Origin of the sequence: Mesorhizobium sp. M0601 (genome assembly GCF_040320845.1) — a bacterium.
Classification (GTDB): Bacteria; Pseudomonadota; Alphaproteobacteria; order Rhizobiales; family Rhizobiaceae; genus Mesorhizobium.
The window spans coordinates 159,563-176,599 of sequence record NZ_JAMYQK010000007.1; the positions used below are offsets into that span (position 1 = coordinate 159,563).

General features: G+C 63.4%; 18 protein-coding genes. 11 read left to right on the forward strand and 7 right to left on the reverse strand.

The features are described 5' to 3' along the window. Positions 1 to 59: 59 nt before the first annotated feature. Genes NKI41_RS10225 through NKI41_RS10235 form a run of 3 tightly spaced genes read right to left on the reverse strand, consistent with a single transcriptional unit; the run spans position 60 to position 1,967 of the window. Positions 60 to 677 carry a uracil-DNA glycosylase family protein gene (locus NKI41_RS10225; protein ID WP_502901202.1) on the reverse strand — a complete coding sequence of 206 codons (618 nt, stop codon included), beginning with the start codon at positions 675 to 677 and terminating at the stop codon, positions 60 to 62. Positions 678 to 690: 13 nt separating this feature from the next. Next, a complete protein-coding gene (locus NKI41_RS10230; RefSeq protein WP_352682784.1) occupies positions 691 to 1,302 on the reverse strand; it encodes a glutathione S-transferase in 612 nt (203 codons plus the stop codon). A 41-nt stretch (positions 1,303 to 1,343) separates the two neighbouring features. After that, positions 1,344 to 1,967 carry a thermonuclease family protein gene (locus NKI41_RS10235; RefSeq protein WP_352682786.1) on the reverse strand — a complete coding sequence of 208 codons (624 nt, stop codon included), beginning with the start codon at positions 1,965 to 1,967 and terminating at the stop codon, positions 1,344 to 1,346. 75 nt (positions 1,968 to 2,042) lie between these two features. Here NKI41_RS10235 and NKI41_RS10240 point away from each other — a divergent pair, with 75 nt between their 5' ends. Then, a complete protein-coding gene (locus NKI41_RS10240) occupies positions 2,043 to 3,557 on the forward strand; it encodes a sensor histidine kinase (RefSeq protein WP_352471905.1) in 1,515 nt (504 codons plus the stop codon). A gap of 4 nt (positions 3,558 to 3,561) precedes the next feature. Here the strand turns inward: NKI41_RS10240 and NKI41_RS10245 are convergent, their stop codons facing one another. Next, complete coding sequence (locus NKI41_RS10245; protein ID WP_352682809.1) at positions 3,562 to 4,560, reverse strand: nicotinate-nucleotide--dimethylbenzimidazole phosphoribosyltransferase; 999 nt, start codon at positions 4,558 to 4,560, stop codon at positions 3,562 to 3,564. A 197-nt stretch (positions 4,561 to 4,757) separates the two neighbouring features. On the opposite strand from NKI41_RS10245, the gene NKI41_RS10250 reads away from it, so the two are divergent. Both NKI41_RS10250 and NKI41_RS10255 read left to right on the forward strand, forming a co-directional pair. Continuing rightward, positions 4,758 to 4,991 carry a DUF1289 domain-containing protein gene (locus NKI41_RS10250; RefSeq protein ID WP_352471906.1) on the forward strand — a complete coding sequence of 78 codons (234 nt, stop codon included), beginning with the start codon at positions 4,758 to 4,760 and terminating at the stop codon, positions 4,989 to 4,991. A 13-nt stretch (positions 4,992 to 5,004) separates the two neighbouring features. Further along, positions 5,005 to 5,709, forward strand: coding sequence for a TIGR02281 family clan AA aspartic protease (locus NKI41_RS10255; protein ID WP_352540527.1), 705 nt, complete (start codon positions 5,005 to 5,007; stop codon positions 5,707 to 5,709). Between the two features lie 8 nt (positions 5,710 to 5,717). Here NKI41_RS10255 and dusA read toward each other — a convergent pair whose 3' ends face one another. Both dusA and NKI41_RS10265 read right to left on the reverse strand, forming a co-directional pair. Further along, a complete protein-coding gene (gene dusA, locus NKI41_RS10260; protein ID WP_352682789.1) occupies positions 5,718 to 6,710 on the reverse strand; it encodes a tRNA dihydrouridine(20/20a) synthase DusA in 993 nt (330 codons plus the stop codon). Positions 6,711 to 6,893: 183 nt separating this feature from the next. Next, positions 6,894 to 7,565, reverse strand: coding sequence for a GntR family transcriptional regulator (locus NKI41_RS10265; RefSeq protein WP_023674997.1), 672 nt, complete (start codon positions 7,563 to 7,565; stop codon positions 6,894 to 6,896). A gap of 142 nt (positions 7,566 to 7,707) precedes the next feature. Between NKI41_RS10265 and NKI41_RS10270 the strand changes: the two genes are divergently transcribed. From NKI41_RS10270 to NKI41_RS10305, 8 genes are all read left to right on the forward strand, one after another. Beyond that, a complete protein-coding gene (locus NKI41_RS10270) occupies positions 7,708 to 8,295 on the forward strand; it encodes an amino acid synthesis family protein (RefSeq protein ID WP_352682791.1) in 588 nt (195 codons plus the stop codon). Next, a complete protein-coding gene (locus NKI41_RS10275) occupies positions 8,288 to 10,087 on the forward strand; it encodes an alpha/beta fold hydrolase (RefSeq protein WP_352682793.1) in 1,800 nt (599 codons plus the stop codon). The genes NKI41_RS10270 and NKI41_RS10275 overlap by 8 nt, the downstream gene beginning before the upstream one ends. A gap of 5 nt (positions 10,088 to 10,092) precedes the next feature. Continuing rightward, positions 10,093 to 11,151, forward strand: coding sequence for an LLM class flavin-dependent oxidoreductase (locus NKI41_RS10280; RefSeq protein ID WP_352682795.1), 1,059 nt, complete (start codon positions 10,093 to 10,095; stop codon positions 11,149 to 11,151). Beyond that, positions 11,148 to 12,623 (forward strand): aldehyde dehydrogenase, encoded by a 1,476-nt coding sequence (locus NKI41_RS10285; protein ID WP_352682797.1) that lies wholly within the window; start codon positions 11,148 to 11,150, stop codon positions 12,621 to 12,623. Before NKI41_RS10280 ends, NKI41_RS10285 begins: the two co-directional genes overlap by 4 nt. 83 nt (positions 12,624 to 12,706) lie before the next feature. After that, complete coding sequence (locus NKI41_RS10290) at positions 12,707 to 13,726, forward strand: ABC transporter substrate-binding protein (protein WP_352471913.1); 1,020 nt, start codon at positions 12,707 to 12,709, stop codon at positions 13,724 to 13,726. 66 nt (positions 13,727 to 13,792) lie between these two features. Beyond that, a complete protein-coding gene (locus NKI41_RS10295; RefSeq protein ID WP_502895614.1) occupies positions 13,793 to 14,653 on the forward strand; it encodes an ABC transporter permease in 861 nt (286 codons plus the stop codon). A gap of 1 nt (position 14,654) precedes the next feature. Then, a complete protein-coding gene (locus NKI41_RS10300; RefSeq protein ID WP_352682798.1) occupies positions 14,655 to 15,455 on the forward strand; it encodes an ABC transporter permease in 801 nt (266 codons plus the stop codon). After that, a complete protein-coding gene (locus tag NKI41_RS10305; protein ID WP_352682800.1) occupies positions 15,452 to 16,528 on the forward strand; it encodes an ABC transporter ATP-binding protein in 1,077 nt (358 codons plus the stop codon). The genes NKI41_RS10300 and NKI41_RS10305 overlap by 4 nt, the downstream gene beginning before the upstream one ends. 109 nt (positions 16,529 to 16,637) lie before the next feature. Here the strand turns inward: NKI41_RS10305 and NKI41_RS10310 are convergent. Further along, on the reverse strand, positions 16,638 to 17,037 hold a 400-nt coding region (locus NKI41_RS10310; protein ID WP_352682802.1), incomplete at its 5' end, for a hypothetical protein.

A 17,037-nucleotide genomic window follows, 5' to 3' on the forward strand; every position in this document is an offset into this window, starting at 1 on the left:
TATTACAAGAAAGAAATTCTGCCGCATAGTGCGAAAGCGAGTGATTTCTTGCTGAATGCCTAGCCGAGGCGATAGCGGATTTCCGATCTCAGAAAGGGCAGCAAATCCATTTCAAACCATGGATTGCGCTTCAGCCAGCCGGTGTTGCGCCAGGACGGGTGCGGCAGCGGCAGGACTTTCGGGTCGGTTGCCGCCGCCCAGATGGCACGCCAATCCATGACCGTTTCCGTCAGCGAGGGACGGCGCGCCGCGCCCATATGCCAGCTTTGCGCGTAGATGCCGATCGTCAGCACCATATCGACTTGCGGCATCAGCGCCATCAGCGATGTGCGCCAGGCCGGCGCACATTCGCGGCGCGGCGGCAGGTCGGCGCCCCTGGCGTCCTGACCGGGAAAGCAAAAGCCCATCGGCACGATGGCGAATTTGTCCGTGTCGTAAAATTCCTCGCTGCCGACGCCCAGCCAGCTTCGCAGCCGGTCGCCGGAGGCGTCGGTGAACGGCATCCCTGTAATGTGAACCTTGGTACCCGGCGCCTGGCTGGCGATCAGGATACGCGCACTCGAAGATGGCCTGAGCACGGGCCGCGGCTGGTGCGGCAGCGGCCTGGCGGCCGGCTTATCGACGCAGATGCGGCAGGCGCGTACCCTCGCCGCCAGGGCTTCCAACTCTTCGGTCATTCGGAACTCATTGTCAGGCGGCGGCACTCGGCCGGCTGGAGATTTCTCGATACCAGCGCAGCACGTTGGTGCACTCTTCGGGTACCTTGATGCGAGCCGGCTTCATGAAGTCGATGGCGACCAGCCCGGTGATGTCGGCGATCGAATAGGCATCGCCGGCGACGAATTCCCTGCTGGCGAGCTCAGTGTCCAGAAATCTCAGGAATTCGATCGCCTTCGGCTTGTTGGCCTCGCCCCATTCGGGGATTTGCGGGATCTCCCATTCCCTCATTGCGGGGTGGATGTGCCGGAACGCCGCAGCGACGCAGCCGAACAGATTGAACTCCACACGTCTTTGCCACATCTCGACGATCGCCTTGCCGAGCGCGCCACGCCCGAACAAAGCCGGCTCGGGGTGCAGTTCCTCGAAGTAACGACAGATTGCGACGGATTCGGTGATGACTGTGCCGTCGTCGAGCTCGAGCACCGGCAGACGCTTCAGCGGATTGCGCGAGCTAACCGGCTGCTCTTTGTGCTCCAGCGCGCCCATGTCGACGGGCACCAGCGGAACCTGAAGTCCCTTTTCGGCCAGAAAAATCCGAACCCGGCGTGGATTGGGCGCCCGCCCGCCGTCGAACAGCTTCATCTCTATCCTCCTCGTCCGTCTCGACGAACTATAGGCACAGCTCACCAGAAGCGAAAAATTTCGCGCAAGGCGTCGCCGATCGACGCCAAGGTACCGTGCTTTCTTTCAACCAGCTCGTGGCCGTGGCTCTCGCGCCAGTTCTCCGGCTCGTCGAAAGTTCCGCCCCAGATGCCGGCTTTGCCCGCGCGCGCAGCAGCTTCCTCGGTCTCGAAATCGCCAAAGGCGACCGCCCAGCCGGCCTCGACCTGTGCGCGGTTGAGATCCTTGCCGCCGGCCTTGCAGTCGCCGAGCAGCCTGCCGTAGCGGTCCCGCTGCCAGCCGCTGCAGGAGACGGCTTTGCCGGCGATCAACCGCACCAGGGACTGCCGCGCGAGCTTGCCGCAAGGATAGTCGGCACCGTCCTTGCGACAGATCTGCGAATATTCCGGCGCGTCGATGCCACGCATGCGGATGCGCTCGCCGCCGAGCGTGATGCTATCGCCGTCATTGACAATGGCCGCGCCCTCCGTCTTGCGCGTCTCCACCCGGTCGAGGCGCGCCGCCAGGAGGATCAGCAGGCCGAGCACGATGAGTGTCAGCCCATAGTCCATCAGTCGGCGCCACAGGCTTCGCGGACGCGGCGCATAGTATCGCTGGCGCGGCCATCGCGACCACGAACGGCTCATATGGCAAACCGTTGGTTAATCATTCGAACGTAGCTTAACGATTTGAAATTGCTGCCCGCGTAAATTGAAGACTTCATGCCCCTGCAACGCTCGACCATGGCAGACAAGTTTATTGTGGACCGCAGGAAACGCCATCGCAACAGCGATGTCGCGCGCGCGGTGCGCAAGACGCGCGACCGCCTTTCGCAGCAAGCCGGAAATCCCGACTTCGACCGCGAGCTGTTGAAGCTCCACGCGCTTTCGATGACCGGCGGCGTGATCGTCATTCCGCTGCTCATCCTGGCAACGGCCGCGGCAGGCTTGTTCGCGGGCGTCGGCAAGGAGATCGGCGTCTGGGCGCTGTTCACATTCATCTGCTATACCATCGTTGCATTCATGGCCAGACGCGTCACTCAAGCGTCCGAGCTCAACCCGCTGGAAACGCATAGGGATTTCCTGATCGGCCATTTTCTGTGCGGGCTTGGCTGGGCCTGGTTCGCATGGCTCGGCTGCGAAGCTTGCCAAATGGATCAGTTCCAGGTCGCCAAGGCGGTGGTGCTGCTGCTCGCCATGTCGGCAACTGCGATCCTGGCCTCGTCCCTGCGCGGTGCGCTGTTGGCGACCTTCGCCCTCCCGGTCGCCATCTATGCTTATGCCAGTGCGAAATTATGGATGCCGGTCGAGGCGATCATGGCAGGCTTGCTGATCGCCTCGTTGCCTTTCTTCGCCTATGTAGCGCGCCAGCTCAACCGTTCCTCGCTGATGCTGCTGTCGTTCCGCTCCGAAAAGGATGCGCTGATTGCCGAACTGGAGACGGCGAAATCGATGTCGGACGAGGCACGGCGGCGGGCGGAAGACGCCAATCTGGCGAAATCGCGTTTCCTGGCCTCGATGAGCCACGAACTGCGCACACCGCTCAACGCCATTCTCGGCTTTTCTGAAGTGATGGCCAACGAGGTGCTCGGCCCGATGAGCAACCCGACCTATCGCGACTATGCCCGTGACGTGCACGACTCCGGACAGCATCTGCTCGACCTGATCAACGAAATCCTCGATTTGTCGCGCATCGAAGCGGGCCGCTACCAGCTCAACGAGGAGCCGATGATGCTGCTCTCAGTCGTCGAGGATTGCTGCCACATGATGGAGCTGAAGGCGCGCAACAAGGACATCCGCATCGTCCAGGATTTCGAAAACGCCTTGCCGCGCTTGTTCGCCGACGAACGCGCGGTGCGGCAGATTGCGCTCAACCTGTTGTCCAATGCCATAAAGTTCACCGCCACCGGCGGCGAAATCCGTGTGCGCGTCGGCTGGACGGCGGGCGGCGGGCAATATCTCTCCGTCAAGGACAATGGGCCGGGCATACCAGAAGACGAGATTCCGATCGTGCTTTCGGCCTTCGGCCAGGGCTCGATCGCCATCAAGAGCGCCGAACAGGGCACCGGGCTTGGCCTGCCGATCGTGCAAGGCTTGCTGGCCATGCATGGCGGCGAATTCCAGCTCCATTCCAGGCTGCGCGAAGGCACCGAGGCGATCGCCATCTTCCCGCTGAGCCGGGTGATGGAGGAACTGCCGGCGCTGCCGACCAAGGCGGTTGCCTCGCGCCGGCGCTGAATGCTTAACCGCGGACCGCCGCTGCCATGCCGGAGCTGGTCAGCGCGGCCGCCTTGACCAGGCCGGCGGCAAGAGCCGCCCCTACCGCCTCGCCTTGACTGACGCCCAGATCGAGCAGCGGGCGAAGGCCGAGGCGCTCGGCGGCCTTGGCATGACCAGGCTCCGGCGACAGGCTTGCGAGGAGACAATGATCGAGCGCGGCGGGGTTGGCGGCATGTAGGACACCAGCGGCGGCAGTCACCGCAAACCCATCGAGCAGCACCGGGATCTTCTGCATCCGCGCCGCCAGAATGGCGCCGCAGATCGCGGCGAATTCCCGCCCGCCGACCCGGCGCAGCGCTTCCAGCGGGTCCTTGAGGCTCGCGCCGTGAAACGCGACCGCGGCATCGACCACCTCCGCCTTGCGCCTCTGCATCGCCGCGTCTGCCCCTGATCCAGGGCCGATCCAGTCGGCGCCGGTGCCGCCGAACAGTGCCGTGCAAAGGGCCGCGGCGACAGTCGAATTGCCGACGCCGAGGTCGCCAAGGCAAAGCAGGTCGGTGCCGCCGGCAATCGCTTCCATGCCGAAGGCCATGGTAGCGGCACAACCGCGCTCGTCCAGTGCCGCATCCTCGGTAATGTCGGTTGTCGGGATGTGCAGAGCCAGATCGAACACCTTCAAGCCGAGATCGTTGGCGATGCAGATCTGGTTGATTGCTGCACCGCCGGCGGCGCAGAGCTCGACTGCATTTGCCGTGGCGGCGGCCGGGCGCGGCGAAATGCCGTGGCGGGTGACGCCATGATTGCCGGCAAAGATCGCCACCAATGGCCGCGTCACCGCCGGCGGCGCGCGGCCGCTCCACCCGGCAAGCCAGGCGGCGATGTCCTCGATGCGGCCAAGCGACCCTTTGGGCTTGTCTGCCTTGGCAAACAACTGGCGCACGCGGGCCTTGGCCGCCATATCTCCCGGCGGCAGGCTCACCAGGAGGTCGCGAAAATCGTCGAAAGGCAGCGTGCTGGTCATGTCGATGGCGATCGTCCGTGTGAATTGGTGAGCGGCATAGCCGCCTTGGCCAGCCGGCACAACCTCAAGCCGGCACAAGCTCCAGGCCTGGTACAACTTCGAGGTATTGACGCGAAAGCACCCGTTGGCGGCGCTTCCCGGAGGGCTTGTATTGACTTTGTCGTTGCACCATGTGGAGGCTAGCCAAGGAAATCCTTATGACGGCCATTGAATCCCCGTGCATCCTGGTCTGCTCGATCGATATGAAAACCGGCTTCTGTTTCGGTTGCGGGCGCACGCGCGCGGAAATCGCTGCCTGGATCGACATGACCCCGCAAACCCGCCGCAGCGTCATGGCCGAGCTGCCGGCAAGGCTGGAAACGGTCGAGCGACGCCCCCGCCGGGAAACCCGTCGCAGCCGCATGGCACGCGAACGCGACGCCCTCTCGTGAACCGGCCGCAGAGATGAACCGACTGCTGTGGATTCTGATCGTCGCGATCGGGGCAGGTGTACTCCTGCTCATGCTCAACGATTCCGCCGGCAGTACATTCGGCATTGAGAATTACGATTTCAGCCAGCTGATCTGGCTTAGCGCTTTAGCGGCGCTCGTCGGCGCCGGCCTGCTCAGATCGGGCAGGCCGTTAGGCACCATGGCCCGTAGCCTCGGCGCCTGGGGCGCAATCGTGCTGGCGCTGATCGCCGGCTATCAGTACCGCTATGAGTTGCAGGATTTCGCCAGCCGCGTCACCGCCGGCCTTGTTCCCGGCAGTCCGCTGGCGCTGGGCGTGGAAGAAGGCCATGCCACCGTCACCCTGGACAAGGCCGGCAGCGGCCATTTCGAAGCGCGCGTCACGATCAACGGCACGCCGATCCTGACGGTTGTCGATACCGGCGCGACCAGCACCGTTCTGACCGCCGAGGACGCGCTGGCGGTCGGGTTCAATTCGGCGGCTCTCCGCTTCACCATACCGATCTCTACCGCCAACGGCATGACACGCGCGGCGGCGGTGCGAACCGACGAACTGTCGATCGGCGGCATCGTGCGCAAGGACATGCCCATCATGATCGCCGCACCCGGCACGCTCGGCCAGAGCCTGCTCGGCATGAATTTCATCGGCTCGCTATCGGGCTTCGACGTACGTGGCGATCGCATGATTTTGCGGGATTGAGTTTTTCCTCAGGCCGCCTCTGCGGTCCGGCCGAAATCGACCTCTGCAAAAGCCGCCTTGAGCACCTGCGGTCCGGCACCCGGCCTTGTCGCATCGGTGGACAGGATCTGCCGATAGCGGCGTGCACCGGGCAGGCCGTGAAACAGCCCGACCATGTGCCGGGTGACATGCGCGAGGCGTCCGCCCTGCTCGATATGGCGTGACGCGTAATCCGCCATGGCATCGATCAGTGCGACAAAATCGAACGACTCAGCTGTGCTGCCGTAAAACGCGGCATCGATGCCGGTGAGTATCCCTGGCGTGTGATAGGCGGCGCGGCCGAGCATGGCGCCATCGACATGGTCGAGATGCGTCAGCGCCTCTGCGAGAGATTGAATACCGCCATTGATGCCGATGAATTTGTTTTGTTTTCTGGCTTTCAGCCGATAGACGCGGCCATAGTCGAGCGGCGGGATGTCGCGATTTTCCTTTGGGCTCAGTCCTTCCAGCCAGGCCTTGCGGGCGTGCACCCACAGCGCGTCGGCGCCGGCCGCGAAAACACCATCGGCCAACGCATCGAGTGCCGGTTCCGGATCCTGCTCATCGACGCCGATACGGCACTTGACGGTGACCGGTATTTTCACCGCCGCCTTCATTGCCGCGACGCAATCCGCGACGAGCACGGGCGTCTTCATCAGGCACGCGCCGAAGGTGCCCGACTGGACGCGGTCGGACGGGCAGCCGACATTGAGGTTGATTTCATCATAGCCGAAGGCTTCGCCGATGCGCGCCGCCTCGGCCAGCTTTCCCGGATCGGCGCCGCCGAGTTGCAGCGCCAACGGATGTTCGTTGTCGTCGAAGCCAAGCAGCCGCTCGCGTGCGCCGTGGATGACCGCATCGGCCACCACCATCTCGGTATAGAGCAGCGCCTCGCGCGTCAGCTGGCGATGGAAGAACCGGCAGTGCCGGTCCGTCCAATCCATCATGGGCGCCACGGCAACTTTGTGGCGTAACATGTTCATTTTACTACTTTTCTGTCTCAGTCCGTTCGAATGACAGAGCAATTTGGCAAAAGATGCACACCTAACTGACCCGATATACGATTTTGCCGCCGCAACTGAAAGCAAATTGGCATGTCACACATGTCACTGTACGCACCAGTTAGATGCCTGCCGTGGAACGATGGACCGCCGGCGGCATACCAGTCAGCCAAGGCGAAGCGTGTTGCGGGCGATCTGCCACGCGGATTCGACATGCCGCCGCGCCGCCTCCTCCGCCTCGTCCGGCTTGCGCGAGCGGATTGCATCCATGATTTCGGTCATTTCGGCGATCGCCGGCTCGCGCCGGTTCTCCGATGCGATCGTCATTGAGCGGAGCTGGTTGATGCGGACATTCAGCCCCGTCACGATTTCCCAGGCAATGCGCTTGTCCGCCGCCTCGAACAGCGTTTCGTAGAACTTGGTCGTTGCCCGCATCACCTCGACAGGCGCACCGGACGCCCACGCCTCAAGCAGGTTAGTCAAGGCGGCATCGAGCGAGGCGATCTGCGCGTCCGTGGCTGTCAGGGCGCAAGCCCGCGCCGCGATGCCCTCGAGCAGCGCCCGCAATTCATAGATTTCGTCGGTGCGGCCGAGATCCGGCTTGGCCACGGCGGGTCCGTGGCCCGGTATCATCTGCACCAGGCCTTCCGCCTCCAGCTGCCGCAGCACCTCGCGCACGACGGAACGGCTTACCCCGAGCTGATCGCATAGCGGCCGCTCGACCAGCCTTTCGCCAGGCTGGAAATGGAAGCCCATGATCGCCTCACGCATGCGCTCCAGCGCCAGCGTCCTCAGCGTCTTGGCAGAGCGGTCGATCCGCAGCGTATCGCCTGACATTTTCTCTCCCTACCCCGATCCGGCCACAAAACAGATTCCATAGCCGATTGACAAGGCTTCTGGTGCTCCATAGTATGGTATACCATAAGATGATGTAAAGATTTCGGCGTTGCACACAGCGCCGCGGCGACCGAGGACTTTCATGAAACCAGCCATTCGAAAGATCGCCACCTACATCGAGAACACGCTAATCGAGGGCGGCAAGGAAGCCCCAAAACCGCTGCGTCTGATCGGTGTCGCCGCTGTGCTGACAAATCCTTGGGCCGGCCGCGGTTTCACCGACGACCTGTCGCCGGAGATCCGTGCCATTGCTCCCGTCCTTGGTGAACTGCTGACCCGCGAGATTATCGCCGTTGCCGGTTCCGGCGAGGCGATAGAGGGCTACGGCAAGGCCGCGGTCTGCGGCACGGCGGGCGAGATCGAGCATGCATCGGCGCTGATCCATACGCTGCATTTCGGCAACCATTACCGTCGCGCGGTCGGCGCCAAGACCTATCTCGCCTTCACCAATCTGCGCGGAGGGCCGAACACCCCGATCATGATCCCGCTGATGGACAAGAACGACGAAGGCCGCCGCTCCCACTATCTGACCGTACATTTCCAGATCGGCGACGCGCCCGCGCCCGACGAGCTGGTGGTGGCGCTTGGCGCTTCGATTGGCGGCCGCCCGCACCATCGTATCGGCGACCGCTATCAGGACCTCAAGGAGGTCGGAGACCTGCATGGCTGACGTCGCTGCCACCGCATGGGTCCGGGACACGGCTCCGGACGGCACCGGCTTCATCCGCGCCGGCTCCGGCGCGCCGGTTCTGCTCATTCACGGTGTCGGCATGAACGCCGCGATCTGGCACGATCAGATCGCGGCGATGAAACACCATCATGACCTGATCGCCATCGACATGCTCGGCCACGACGTTTCACCGCTGCCGCCGGAAGAAGCCAGCCTGTCGGATTTCGCCGATCAGGCGGTTCGCCTTCTCGACCATCTCGGCGTGGCGTCGGTATCGATCGTTGGCCATTCGATGGGCGCGCTGGTCGCTCTGGAGATCGCCCTTCGCACCCCATCGCGCGTTCGCTCAATCGTCTGTCTCAATGCGGTATTCCGCCGCCCCGCGGCCTTGGCGCAGGCCGTACGCGAGCGTGCGGCCGCGCTCGGCACCCATGGCAACCCTTCCGCCATTGCGGCTACGCTTGCCCGCTGGTTCGGCGACCCGCTGCCGGCGAATCTTATCGGGGCGGCCTCTACCGCGCGCGCCGCCCTTGAAAGGGTCTACCCCGAAGGCTACGCGCGCACCTATCGCCTCTTTGCCCATGCCGATGCCGAGCACGCCGATGCTCTCCCCGGTCTTGCCGCGCCGGCCCTGTTCATGACCGGGTCGCAGGACAGCAATTCGACCCCGGCCATGTCGGCGGCGATGGCGAGGCTTGCGCCGCACGGCCAATGCCTCGTGCTCAATGGAGAAAGGCATATGATGGCAATGGCTTCACCTGAAAAAGTGACCAAACACATCATGGAATTTCTCGACACGGCAGGAGACGCTGGCGTGAAGCCGGAGACGGATGCAGTCTTTGACAGCGGCGAATTCCGGCGCGCGCTCGGCTCGTTCCTGACCGGTGTCACCATCGTCACAACGATCGGAGCGGAAGGCGAACCGCGCGGCTTCACCGCCAACTCCTTCACCTCGGTCTCGCTCGAGCCGCCGCTGGTGCTTGTCTGCATCGCCAAGAGGGCCCTGGGGCACAGTGCTTTTTCGACATCGAGAGGTTTCGCCATCAACATCCTGTCGGAGGACCAGAAGGCCCATTCCGGCATCTTCGCTTCCAAAGCAGCGGACAAGTTCGCGGCCGTGGCCTGGCAGCCGGGCCGGACCGGCAATCCGCTGATCGACGGCTCCGTTGCGGTGTTCGATTGCGGCATGGAGCAGCTGGTCGATGCTGGCGATCACTCGATCCTCATCGGCCGCGTCCGCGACTTCAGCCACAACGGAGCCCAGCCCCTCGGTTATTGCAGAGGCGCCTACGTCACGCCCGGCCTCAGCCAGGAGGCGCTGGCGGCGGCGCCCCCCAATACGGAGGTCGGCGCCATTCTCGAGAACGAGGGCCGTGTGCTGTTCTTCGCAACGGCCGACGGGTTTCATGAATTGCCTGCGGGGCGCGGACTGGGCACGCCCAACGATGCGCGCAGCCTCAAGGGGCGCCTTGCCGCCAGGGCCATAGACGCCCAGCTCGGCTTCCTTTTCGCGGTGTGGGACGATGCCGCCGAACCCTGGCGCACGCATGTTTATTATCGCGGAACGGCCGAGGGGTCCTATTCCGACGATCGCCAGATGCGGCTTGTCGACATCGAGCAGATCGCCGATCTGGAGATCGCCGATCCCGCGGTGCGTTCGATGCTTGCCCGCTATGCGCGCGAACGCACGGAAGATGCATTCGGCGTCTATGTCGGCAACGAGGTCGAAGGCGAAGTCCGACCGCTCGCCAAGTCCTCGCCTTCTCAAATTTCTCTTTCCGGCCGCGGGTGAAGCCGATGAAATTTTCGCTTTTCGTCCACATGGAGCGATCGGATCCGGCCAAGCCGCATTCCGAGCTTGTCGGCGAGCTGGAGGACCTGGTTGTCCAGGCCGAAGAGGCAGGGTTCGAGACTGCCTGGATCGGCGAGCATCACGGCATGGAATTCACCATCTCGCCGAACCCGTTCATCAACATCGCCTGGCTCGCCGCCAAAACCAGGCGCATCCGGCTCGGCACCGGAACCATCGTCGCGCCGTTCTGGCACCCGATCAAGCTTGCCGGCGAAGCAGCGATGGCCGACGTCGTCACCGGCGGCCGTCTCGACATCGGCATTGCGCGCGGCGCCTACGCTTACGAATACCAGCGACTTTTCCCAGGCCTCGAGGCCTGGGGTGCCGGCCAGCGTATGCGCGAGATGGTGCCGGCGCTCCGCGGCCTGTGGGATGGAGATTTCGAACTCGCCGGCGAGTTCTGGTCGTTTCCTTCAACCACCTCGTCGCCCAAGCCGCTGCAAAAGCCTTATCCGCCGATCTGGGTGGCCGCACGCGATCCGAACTCGCACGACTTTGCGGTTTCCAGCAAATGCAACGTCCAGGTGACGCCGCTTGCCTCCGGCGATGGCGAAGTGGCCAGCCTGATGGAGCGTTTCAGCGCGGCGTGCAATGCCCACCCCGACGTACCAAGGCCGGAGATTATGCTGCTGATGCATACTTTCGTCGCCGAGGATGCAGCGGAGGCTGACCGGCTCGCGCAGGATCTGTCGCAGTTCTACTGCCAGTTCGGCGCCTGGTTCCAGAACAAGAAGCCGGTGCACCAGGGCATAATGGAAGCGCTGACCGAAGACGAGATCGCGGCCATGCCGCAATATGCGCCTGACAAGATCAGGCAGAACCTGGTCATTGGCGAAGCCGACGAGGTGATCGCCAGGCTGAAGGCCTACGAAGCGCTCGGCTACGATCAGTATTCGATCTGGATCGACAGCGGCCTTTCCCATCGGCGCAAGAAGAAATCGCTGCAGCTCTTCATCGACAGGGTGATGCCGGCCTTTTCCGAACCGAAAGCCGGATTGCGATGAGCACCACTCAATTCAGGAACTATATTGACGGCAGCTTCGTCGAAGTGGCGGCGACCTTCGACAGCATCGATCCCTCGACGGGCGCGCCATGGGCGAAGATGCCCGCTGCATCGTCTGATGACGTCGACCGCGCCGTCGAAGCTGCTCACCGGGCGCTTGGCTCCGGCACGTGGCCGGCAATGACGGCAACGGCACGCGGCAAGCTTCTGGTGCGGCTCGGCGATCTGGTGGTCGCCAATGCCGACCGGCTGGCGGAACTCGAGACGCGCGATACCGGCAAGATCATCCGCGAGACCCGCGCCCAGATCGCCTATGTCGGCGACTATTACCGCTATTATGGCGGGCTGGCCGACAAGCACGAGGGCTCGTTTGTTCCCATCGACAAGGCCGACATGGAAGTGACCATCCGGCCGGAGCCAATCGGCGTCGTAGCCGCCATTGTGCCGTGGAACTCGCAGCTCTTCCTGTCCGCCGTCAAGCTCGGGCCGGCGCTGGCGGCCGGCTGCACCATCGTTCTGAAAGCATCGGAAGACGGCCCTGCCCCGTTGCTGGCCTTCGCTGAACTCGTCCATGAGGCGGGATTTCCCGCCGGGACCGTGAACATCCTGACCGGCTTCGGCCACGATTGCGGTCACCGGCTGACCAGTCATCCGCTCGTCGCCCGCGTCGCCTTCACCGGCGGTCCCTCGACCGCTCGGCAGATCGTCAGGAATACGGCGGAAAACCTCGCCTTCACGACGCTCGAGCTCGGCGGCAAAAGCCCGGTCGTGGTGTTTGCCGATGCCGATCTGGACAGCGCCGCCAACGCGGTCGTTGCCGGCATCTTCGCTGCCACCGGCCAGAGCTGCGTCGCCGGCTCGCGGCTGCTGGTCCAGCGCTCCGTGAAGGACGAATTCCTCGACCGGCTCAAGCGCAAGGCCGAGGCGATCAGGATTGGCGATCCGCAGGATCCCGCGATCGAAATGGGACCGCTCGCCACCTCGCGCCAGCGCGAATGGATAGAGAAGATCATTGCTGAAAGCCTGGCCGCGGGCGGGCAACTGGTCACCGGCGGCATCCGCCCCGCGGGCATGGCGGACGGCTTCTATTACGCGCCGACGATTATCGACGCGCCTGATCAGACGCTTGCCTGCGTGCGCGAAGAGCTCTTCGGCCCGGTGCTCTGTGTGCTAGCCTTCGACAGCGAAGCTGAAGCGCTTTCGCTCGCCAACGACACGAAGTTCGGCCTGGCATCCGGCGTGTTCACCACCAATCTGGCAAAAGCCCACCGCATGGCGCGCGGCATCCATGCCGGCGTGGTCTGGATCAACACCTATCGGGCGGTCTCGCCGCTGGTTCCGTTTGGCGGCTACGGCCAATCCGGGCTCGGCCGCGAGGGCGGCCTCGATGCGATCCGCGACTACACGCGTTCGAAATCGGTGTGGATACGCACCTCCGATGACCCGATTCCCGATCCTTTTGTCATGCGGTAGCTGCCGCTGGCCGGAGATGCGCGATCAAGGCGAAAACGACCGATCGCGAACAGACGCCAACGAAAACAACAGAGGAGAACGACATGAAACTGATCATCACCGGCTTCCTTGCCGGATTTATTGCAACGACAGTTCTGGCAACGACGGCCGCAAAGGCCGAGGACATGGTCTTCACCAGCTGGGGCGGGACGACCCAGGAAGCGCAGACCAAATCCTGGGCCGAGCCGTTCACCGCTGCATCCGGCATCAAGGTCATGCAGGACGGCCCGACCGACTACGGCAAGCTGAAGGCGATGGTCGACAGCGGCAGTGTCAACTGGGACGTCGTCGACGTCGAGATGGATTTCGCCATCAAGGCGGCCAAGGACGGTCTGCTCGAGCCGATCGACTTCAAGGCCGTGCCGAAGGCCGACCTCGATCCGCGCTTCACCACCGATCATGCCGTCGGCAGTTTCTACTATTCCTTCGTGCTCGCCTGGAACAAGGGCGCCGTTTCGGGTGAACCGGCCGGCTGGGCCGACATGTTCGACCTGACGAAGTTCCCGGGCAAGCGGACCTTCTACAAATGGTCGGCGCCCGGTGTCATCGAGATCGCGCTGCTGGCCGATGGTGTTCCGGCGGACAAGCTCTATCCGCTGGATCTCGATCGCGCCTTCAAGAAACTCGACACCATCAAGTCGGACATCGTCTGGTGGGGCGGCGGGGCGGAGTCGCAGCAATTGATCGCATCCGGCGAAGCAACGTTCGGCCAGCTGTGGAACGGCCGCGTCTTCGCACTGGACAAGGAAGGCGCCGATGTCGGCGTCTCCTGGAACCAGAACCTGACCGCAGCCGACGTTCTGGTGGTACCGAAGGGTGCCAAGAACAAGGATACGGCGATGAAATTCCTCGCCGCGGCGAGCAGCCCCGCCGGCCAGGCCAAATTTGCCGAAGCCAGCGGCTATGCGCCGATCAACACCAAGGCCAAGGCAGAGATGCCGGCCGATGCCGTGAAATCGCTGCCGGACGCTCATGTCGACGGACAGATCAATCTCGACATGAACTACTGGGCCGCCAATCGCGACACCATCGCCGCGCGCTGGTACGCCTGGCAGGCGAAATAAGCCCGCCCCTGAACCGCAATGGACGAGACGGTTCGCGCCGTCTCGTCCCGTAGCCGGGTCGCTGTCATGTCGGTCGAAACACGCCGGAACTTTGGAACGGTGCGGGTGCCGGCAGGTCTCAATGGCCTGCTGCCGGCCCTGATTCTGATTATGCTGTTCTTCGTCGTCCCCGTGCTGGCGCTGCTTTTGCGCAGTGTCACGGAGCCCGAGCCAGGCTTGCAGAACTATGCTGCCCTGCTCGGTGACGGCACCTATGCGCGGGTGTTCTTCAACACATTCCTGGTCGCGGCGTTGGTCACCATCGTCACGGTCCTTGTCGCCTTTCCGGTCGCCTGGATGCTGGCGATCATGCCTTCGGGACTGGCCTCGATCATCTTCGGCATCATCATTCTGTCGATGTGGACGAACCTACTCACCCGCACCTATGCCTGGATGGTGCTCCTGCAGCGTACCGGCGTCATCAACCGGACGCTGATGACCATCGGCGTCATCGACCACCCGCTGCCGCTCATCAACAATCTCACCGGCGTCACCATCGGCATGGTCTATATCATGCTGCCCTTCATGATCCTGCCGCTGGTCGGCACGTTACGGGCGATCGATCCGATGACGCTGCGTGCGGCGTCGCTGTGCGGCGCAAGCCCTTTCCAGGCGTTCCGCCGCATCCTCGTGCCGCTGTCGTTGCCCGGCGTCGCCGCCGGTGGCCTGATGGTCTTCGTCATGTCGCTCGGCTACTTCGTAACGCCGGCACTGCTCGGCGGCACGTCGAACATGATGCTCGCCGAAATGATCGCGCAGATGGTCCAGTCGCTGCTCAACTGGGGGCTCGGCAGCGCCGCTGCCTTCATCCTGCTTGTCGTCACCATGGCTCTCTACGCGCTGCAACTGCGCCTTGCCGGTGCCAGGCGCATGAGCGGAGGCATCTGAGATGCTGCTCGACTATGACCGCATGGGTGGATTGCGGGTTGCCCTGCTCGGCTTCACCGCGCTGGTCGCCGGCTTTCTTCTGTTGCCGGTGGTCTTCATTGTCCTGCTCTCTTTCGGCTCGTCGCGCTGGCTGGCCTTTCCGCCGCCCGGCTGGACGCTCAAATGGTACCAGGAGCTTTTTGCCGATCCGGCCTGGCTCGGCGCCGCACTGACCAGCGCCCGGATCGCCACCATGACGGCGATCCTGGCAGTGGCGATCGGCCTGCTCGCCTCCTTTGCCCTGGTTCGCGGACGGTTTGCTGGACGTGAGATCGTGCGTGGCCTGCTGCTGACGCCGATGGTGCTGCCCGTCGTTGTCTTCGCCATCGCCATCTACGCGTTCTTCCTTCGCCTTGGCCTCGGCGGCACCACCATCGGCTTCGTCATCGCCCACACCGTGCTGGCGCTGCCCTTCGCCATCATTCCGATCGCCACCGCGCTCGAAGGGTTCGACAAGTCGATCGAGGACGCGGCAATCGTCTGTGGGGCAAGCCCGCTCGAGGCCAGGCTCAGGATCACCTTGCCGTCGATCCGGATCGGCATCTTCTCCGCCGCGATCTTTTCCTTCCTCGCCTCGTGGGACGAAGTCGTGGTGGCGATCTTCATGGCCAGCCCCAGCTTGCAAACCTTGCCCGTCAAGATCTGGGGCAGTCTGCGGTCGGACCTCAGTCCGGTGATCGCCGCTGCCTCCAGCCTGCTGGTCGAGCTGACGCTTGCCCTGATGGTGATGACGGCGCTGCTGCAGCGAAAGTTTCGGATATGACCCACCCTTTCCTCTCCATCCGCAATCTGCGCAAGGCGTTCGGGGCGATCGTCGCAGTGCACGACGTCACGCTGGACATTCCCAGGGGCGAGTTCCTGACCTTCCTCGGGCCCTCCGGTTCGGGAAAATCGACGACGCTCTACGCGATCGCCGGCTTTCAGGACCCGACTTCCGGCGATGTCTTGCTGGAAGGAAAGTCGCTGCTTGCAGTGCCTTCGCACAAGCGCAACATCGGCATGGTCTTCCAGCGCTACACGCTGTTTCCGCATCTGACGGTGGCCGAAAACGTCGCTTTTCCGCTGCGGGTTCGCCGCCGGCCGGACGCCGAGGTGAAGAAAAAGATCGCCGACATGCTGGCCCTGGTGCGGCTCGAAAGCTTTGCCGGACGCTTACCCGGTGCGCTGTCGGGCGGCCAGCAGCAGCGCGTCGCGCTGGCCCGGGCGCTGGCCTACGATCCTCCGATCCTTTTGATGGACGAGCCATTGTCGGCGCTCGACAAGAAGCTGCGCGAGGAAATCCAGGGCGAAATCCGCCGCATCCATCGCCAGACCGGCGTCACCATTCTCTACGTCACCCACGATCAGGAAGAGGCGCTGCATCTGTCGGACCGAATCGCCCTGTTCAAGGATGGCCGCATCGAGCAGACCGGCACCGGCGAGGATCTCTATCTCAGGCCGGCGACCGATTTCGTCGCCGGCTTCATCGGCAATTCGAATTTCCTCGCCGCCGAACATCTCGGCACCACCAACGGCACGACAACGATCCGCATGACAGACGGTTCGGTCATATCCGGAGTCAGGGCCAACGGCACGTTCGGCAAAGGCCAGAAGACCAGGCTGATGATCCGGCCCGAAGCCTTTAGCATGGAGCGGAGCCCGGCGAGCGCGGAACTGAATGTCGAGATCGTCGACATCGCATTTTACGGCGAGCGCCGGCGGATCGTCGCGCGCATCGCCGCTGGACAGGAGGTTGACATCAGGCCGACCTCCGCCGCCATGCAATCGCAGGATGTGTGGCCCTGCAGCCGGCAGGTCTTTTTCGATCCCGCTGCTGCATTCCTGTTTCCGGCCTGACTAAGCCGCGGTGGATCGCCGCCCTTCAACGCTTCGCAGCTGATTGGATGGCGGGAGCAACTCCTGTATCCATTGACAGTCGTCATGCTCGGTTGGAAGATGAAGAAGGTCAGCGGCGATAGCCATACGGGAAGGCAATGGTCCAACCGCCAGATACCGGACACCATCCTGGCAGCGTCGTCGCGGTCATCGTCATTTGTTTGATCATCGTTGCTTTGTTCTTCATAGGCTTCAGATACTCAAGGCCAGGCCAGGGTACCCTCGTTATTCCCGGCGGTACGCTGCAGCAACCGTGAATCCGACCCATTGGCGCTGACGCGAAGCCGTTCTCAGATAGTGTGCTGAAGGTTCTGCAAAAAGTTTTGGAGAGAGAACGGCGCTTGCTCTGAGGGGCGAGCGGCCATGGCACGGTGGTGACGTTGCGATCACCGATTCCCGTGGAAGGGGAAGTGCCATGACCAATCGAGACGTTAGACTGAGCAGAGGCGAGTTGAAAGCGTTGCTGTTGT

Excerpts from the sequence above, each read along its gene's own strand:
- NKI41_RS10275 (WP_352682793.1), top strand. The coding sequence starts at position 8,288 with ATGGCTGACGTCGCTGCCACCGCATGGGTCCGGGACACGGCTCCGGAC.
- dusA (WP_352682789.1), bottom strand. The coding sequence starts at position 6,710 with ATGAACATGTTACGCCACAAAGTTGCCGTGGCGCCCATGATGGATTGG.
- NKI41_RS10270 (WP_352682791.1), top strand. The coding sequence starts at position 7,708 with ATGAAACCAGCCATTCGAAAGATCGCCACCTACATCGAGAACACGCTA.
- NKI41_RS10250 (WP_352471906.1), top strand. The coding sequence starts at position 4,758 with ATGACGGCCATTGAATCCCCGTGCATCCTGGTCTGCTCGATCGATATG.
- NKI41_RS10240 (WP_352471905.1), top strand. The coding sequence starts at position 2,043 with ATGCCCCTGCAACGCTCGACCATGGCAGACAAGTTTATTGTGGACCGC.
- NKI41_RS10305 (WP_352682800.1), top strand. The coding sequence starts at position 15,452 with ATGACCCACCCTTTCCTCTCCATCCGCAATCTGCGCAAGGCGTTCGGG.
- NKI41_RS10290 (WP_352471913.1), top strand. The coding sequence starts at position 12,707 with ATGAAACTGATCATCACCGGCTTCCTTGCCGGATTTATTGCAACGACA.
- NKI41_RS10280 (WP_352682795.1), top strand. The coding sequence starts at position 10,093 with ATGAAATTTTCGCTTTTCGTCCACATGGAGCGATCGGATCCGGCCAAG.
- NKI41_RS10230 (WP_352682784.1), bottom strand. The coding sequence starts at position 1,302 with ATGAAGCTGTTCGACGGCGGGCGGGCGCCCAATCCACGCCGGGTTCGG.
- NKI41_RS10245 (WP_352682809.1), bottom strand. The coding sequence starts at position 4,560 with ATGACCAGCACGCTGCCTTTCGACGATTTTCGCGACCTCCTGGTGAGC.
- NKI41_RS10295 (WP_502895614.1), top strand. The coding sequence starts at position 13,793 with ATGTCGGTCGAAACACGCCGGAACTTTGGAACGGTGCGGGTGCCGGCA.
- NKI41_RS10225 (WP_502901202.1), bottom strand. The coding sequence starts at position 677 with ATGACCGAAGAGTTGGAAGCCCTGGCGGCGAGGGTACGCGCCTGCCGC.
- NKI41_RS10285 (WP_352682797.1), top strand. The coding sequence starts at position 11,148 with ATGAGCACCACTCAATTCAGGAACTATATTGACGGCAGCTTCGTCGAA.
- NKI41_RS10265 (WP_023674997.1), bottom strand. The coding sequence starts at position 7,565 with ATGTCAGGCGATACGCTGCGGATCGACCGCTCTGCCAAGACGCTGAGG.
- NKI41_RS10235 (WP_352682786.1), bottom strand. The coding sequence starts at position 1,967 with ATGAGCCGTTCGTGGTCGCGATGGCCGCGCCAGCGATACTATGCGCCG.
- NKI41_RS10300 (WP_352682798.1), top strand. The coding sequence starts at position 14,655 with ATGCTGCTCGACTATGACCGCATGGGTGGATTGCGGGTTGCCCTGCTC.
- NKI41_RS10255 (WP_352540527.1), top strand. The coding sequence starts at position 5,005 with ATGAACCGACTGCTGTGGATTCTGATCGTCGCGATCGGGGCAGGTGTA.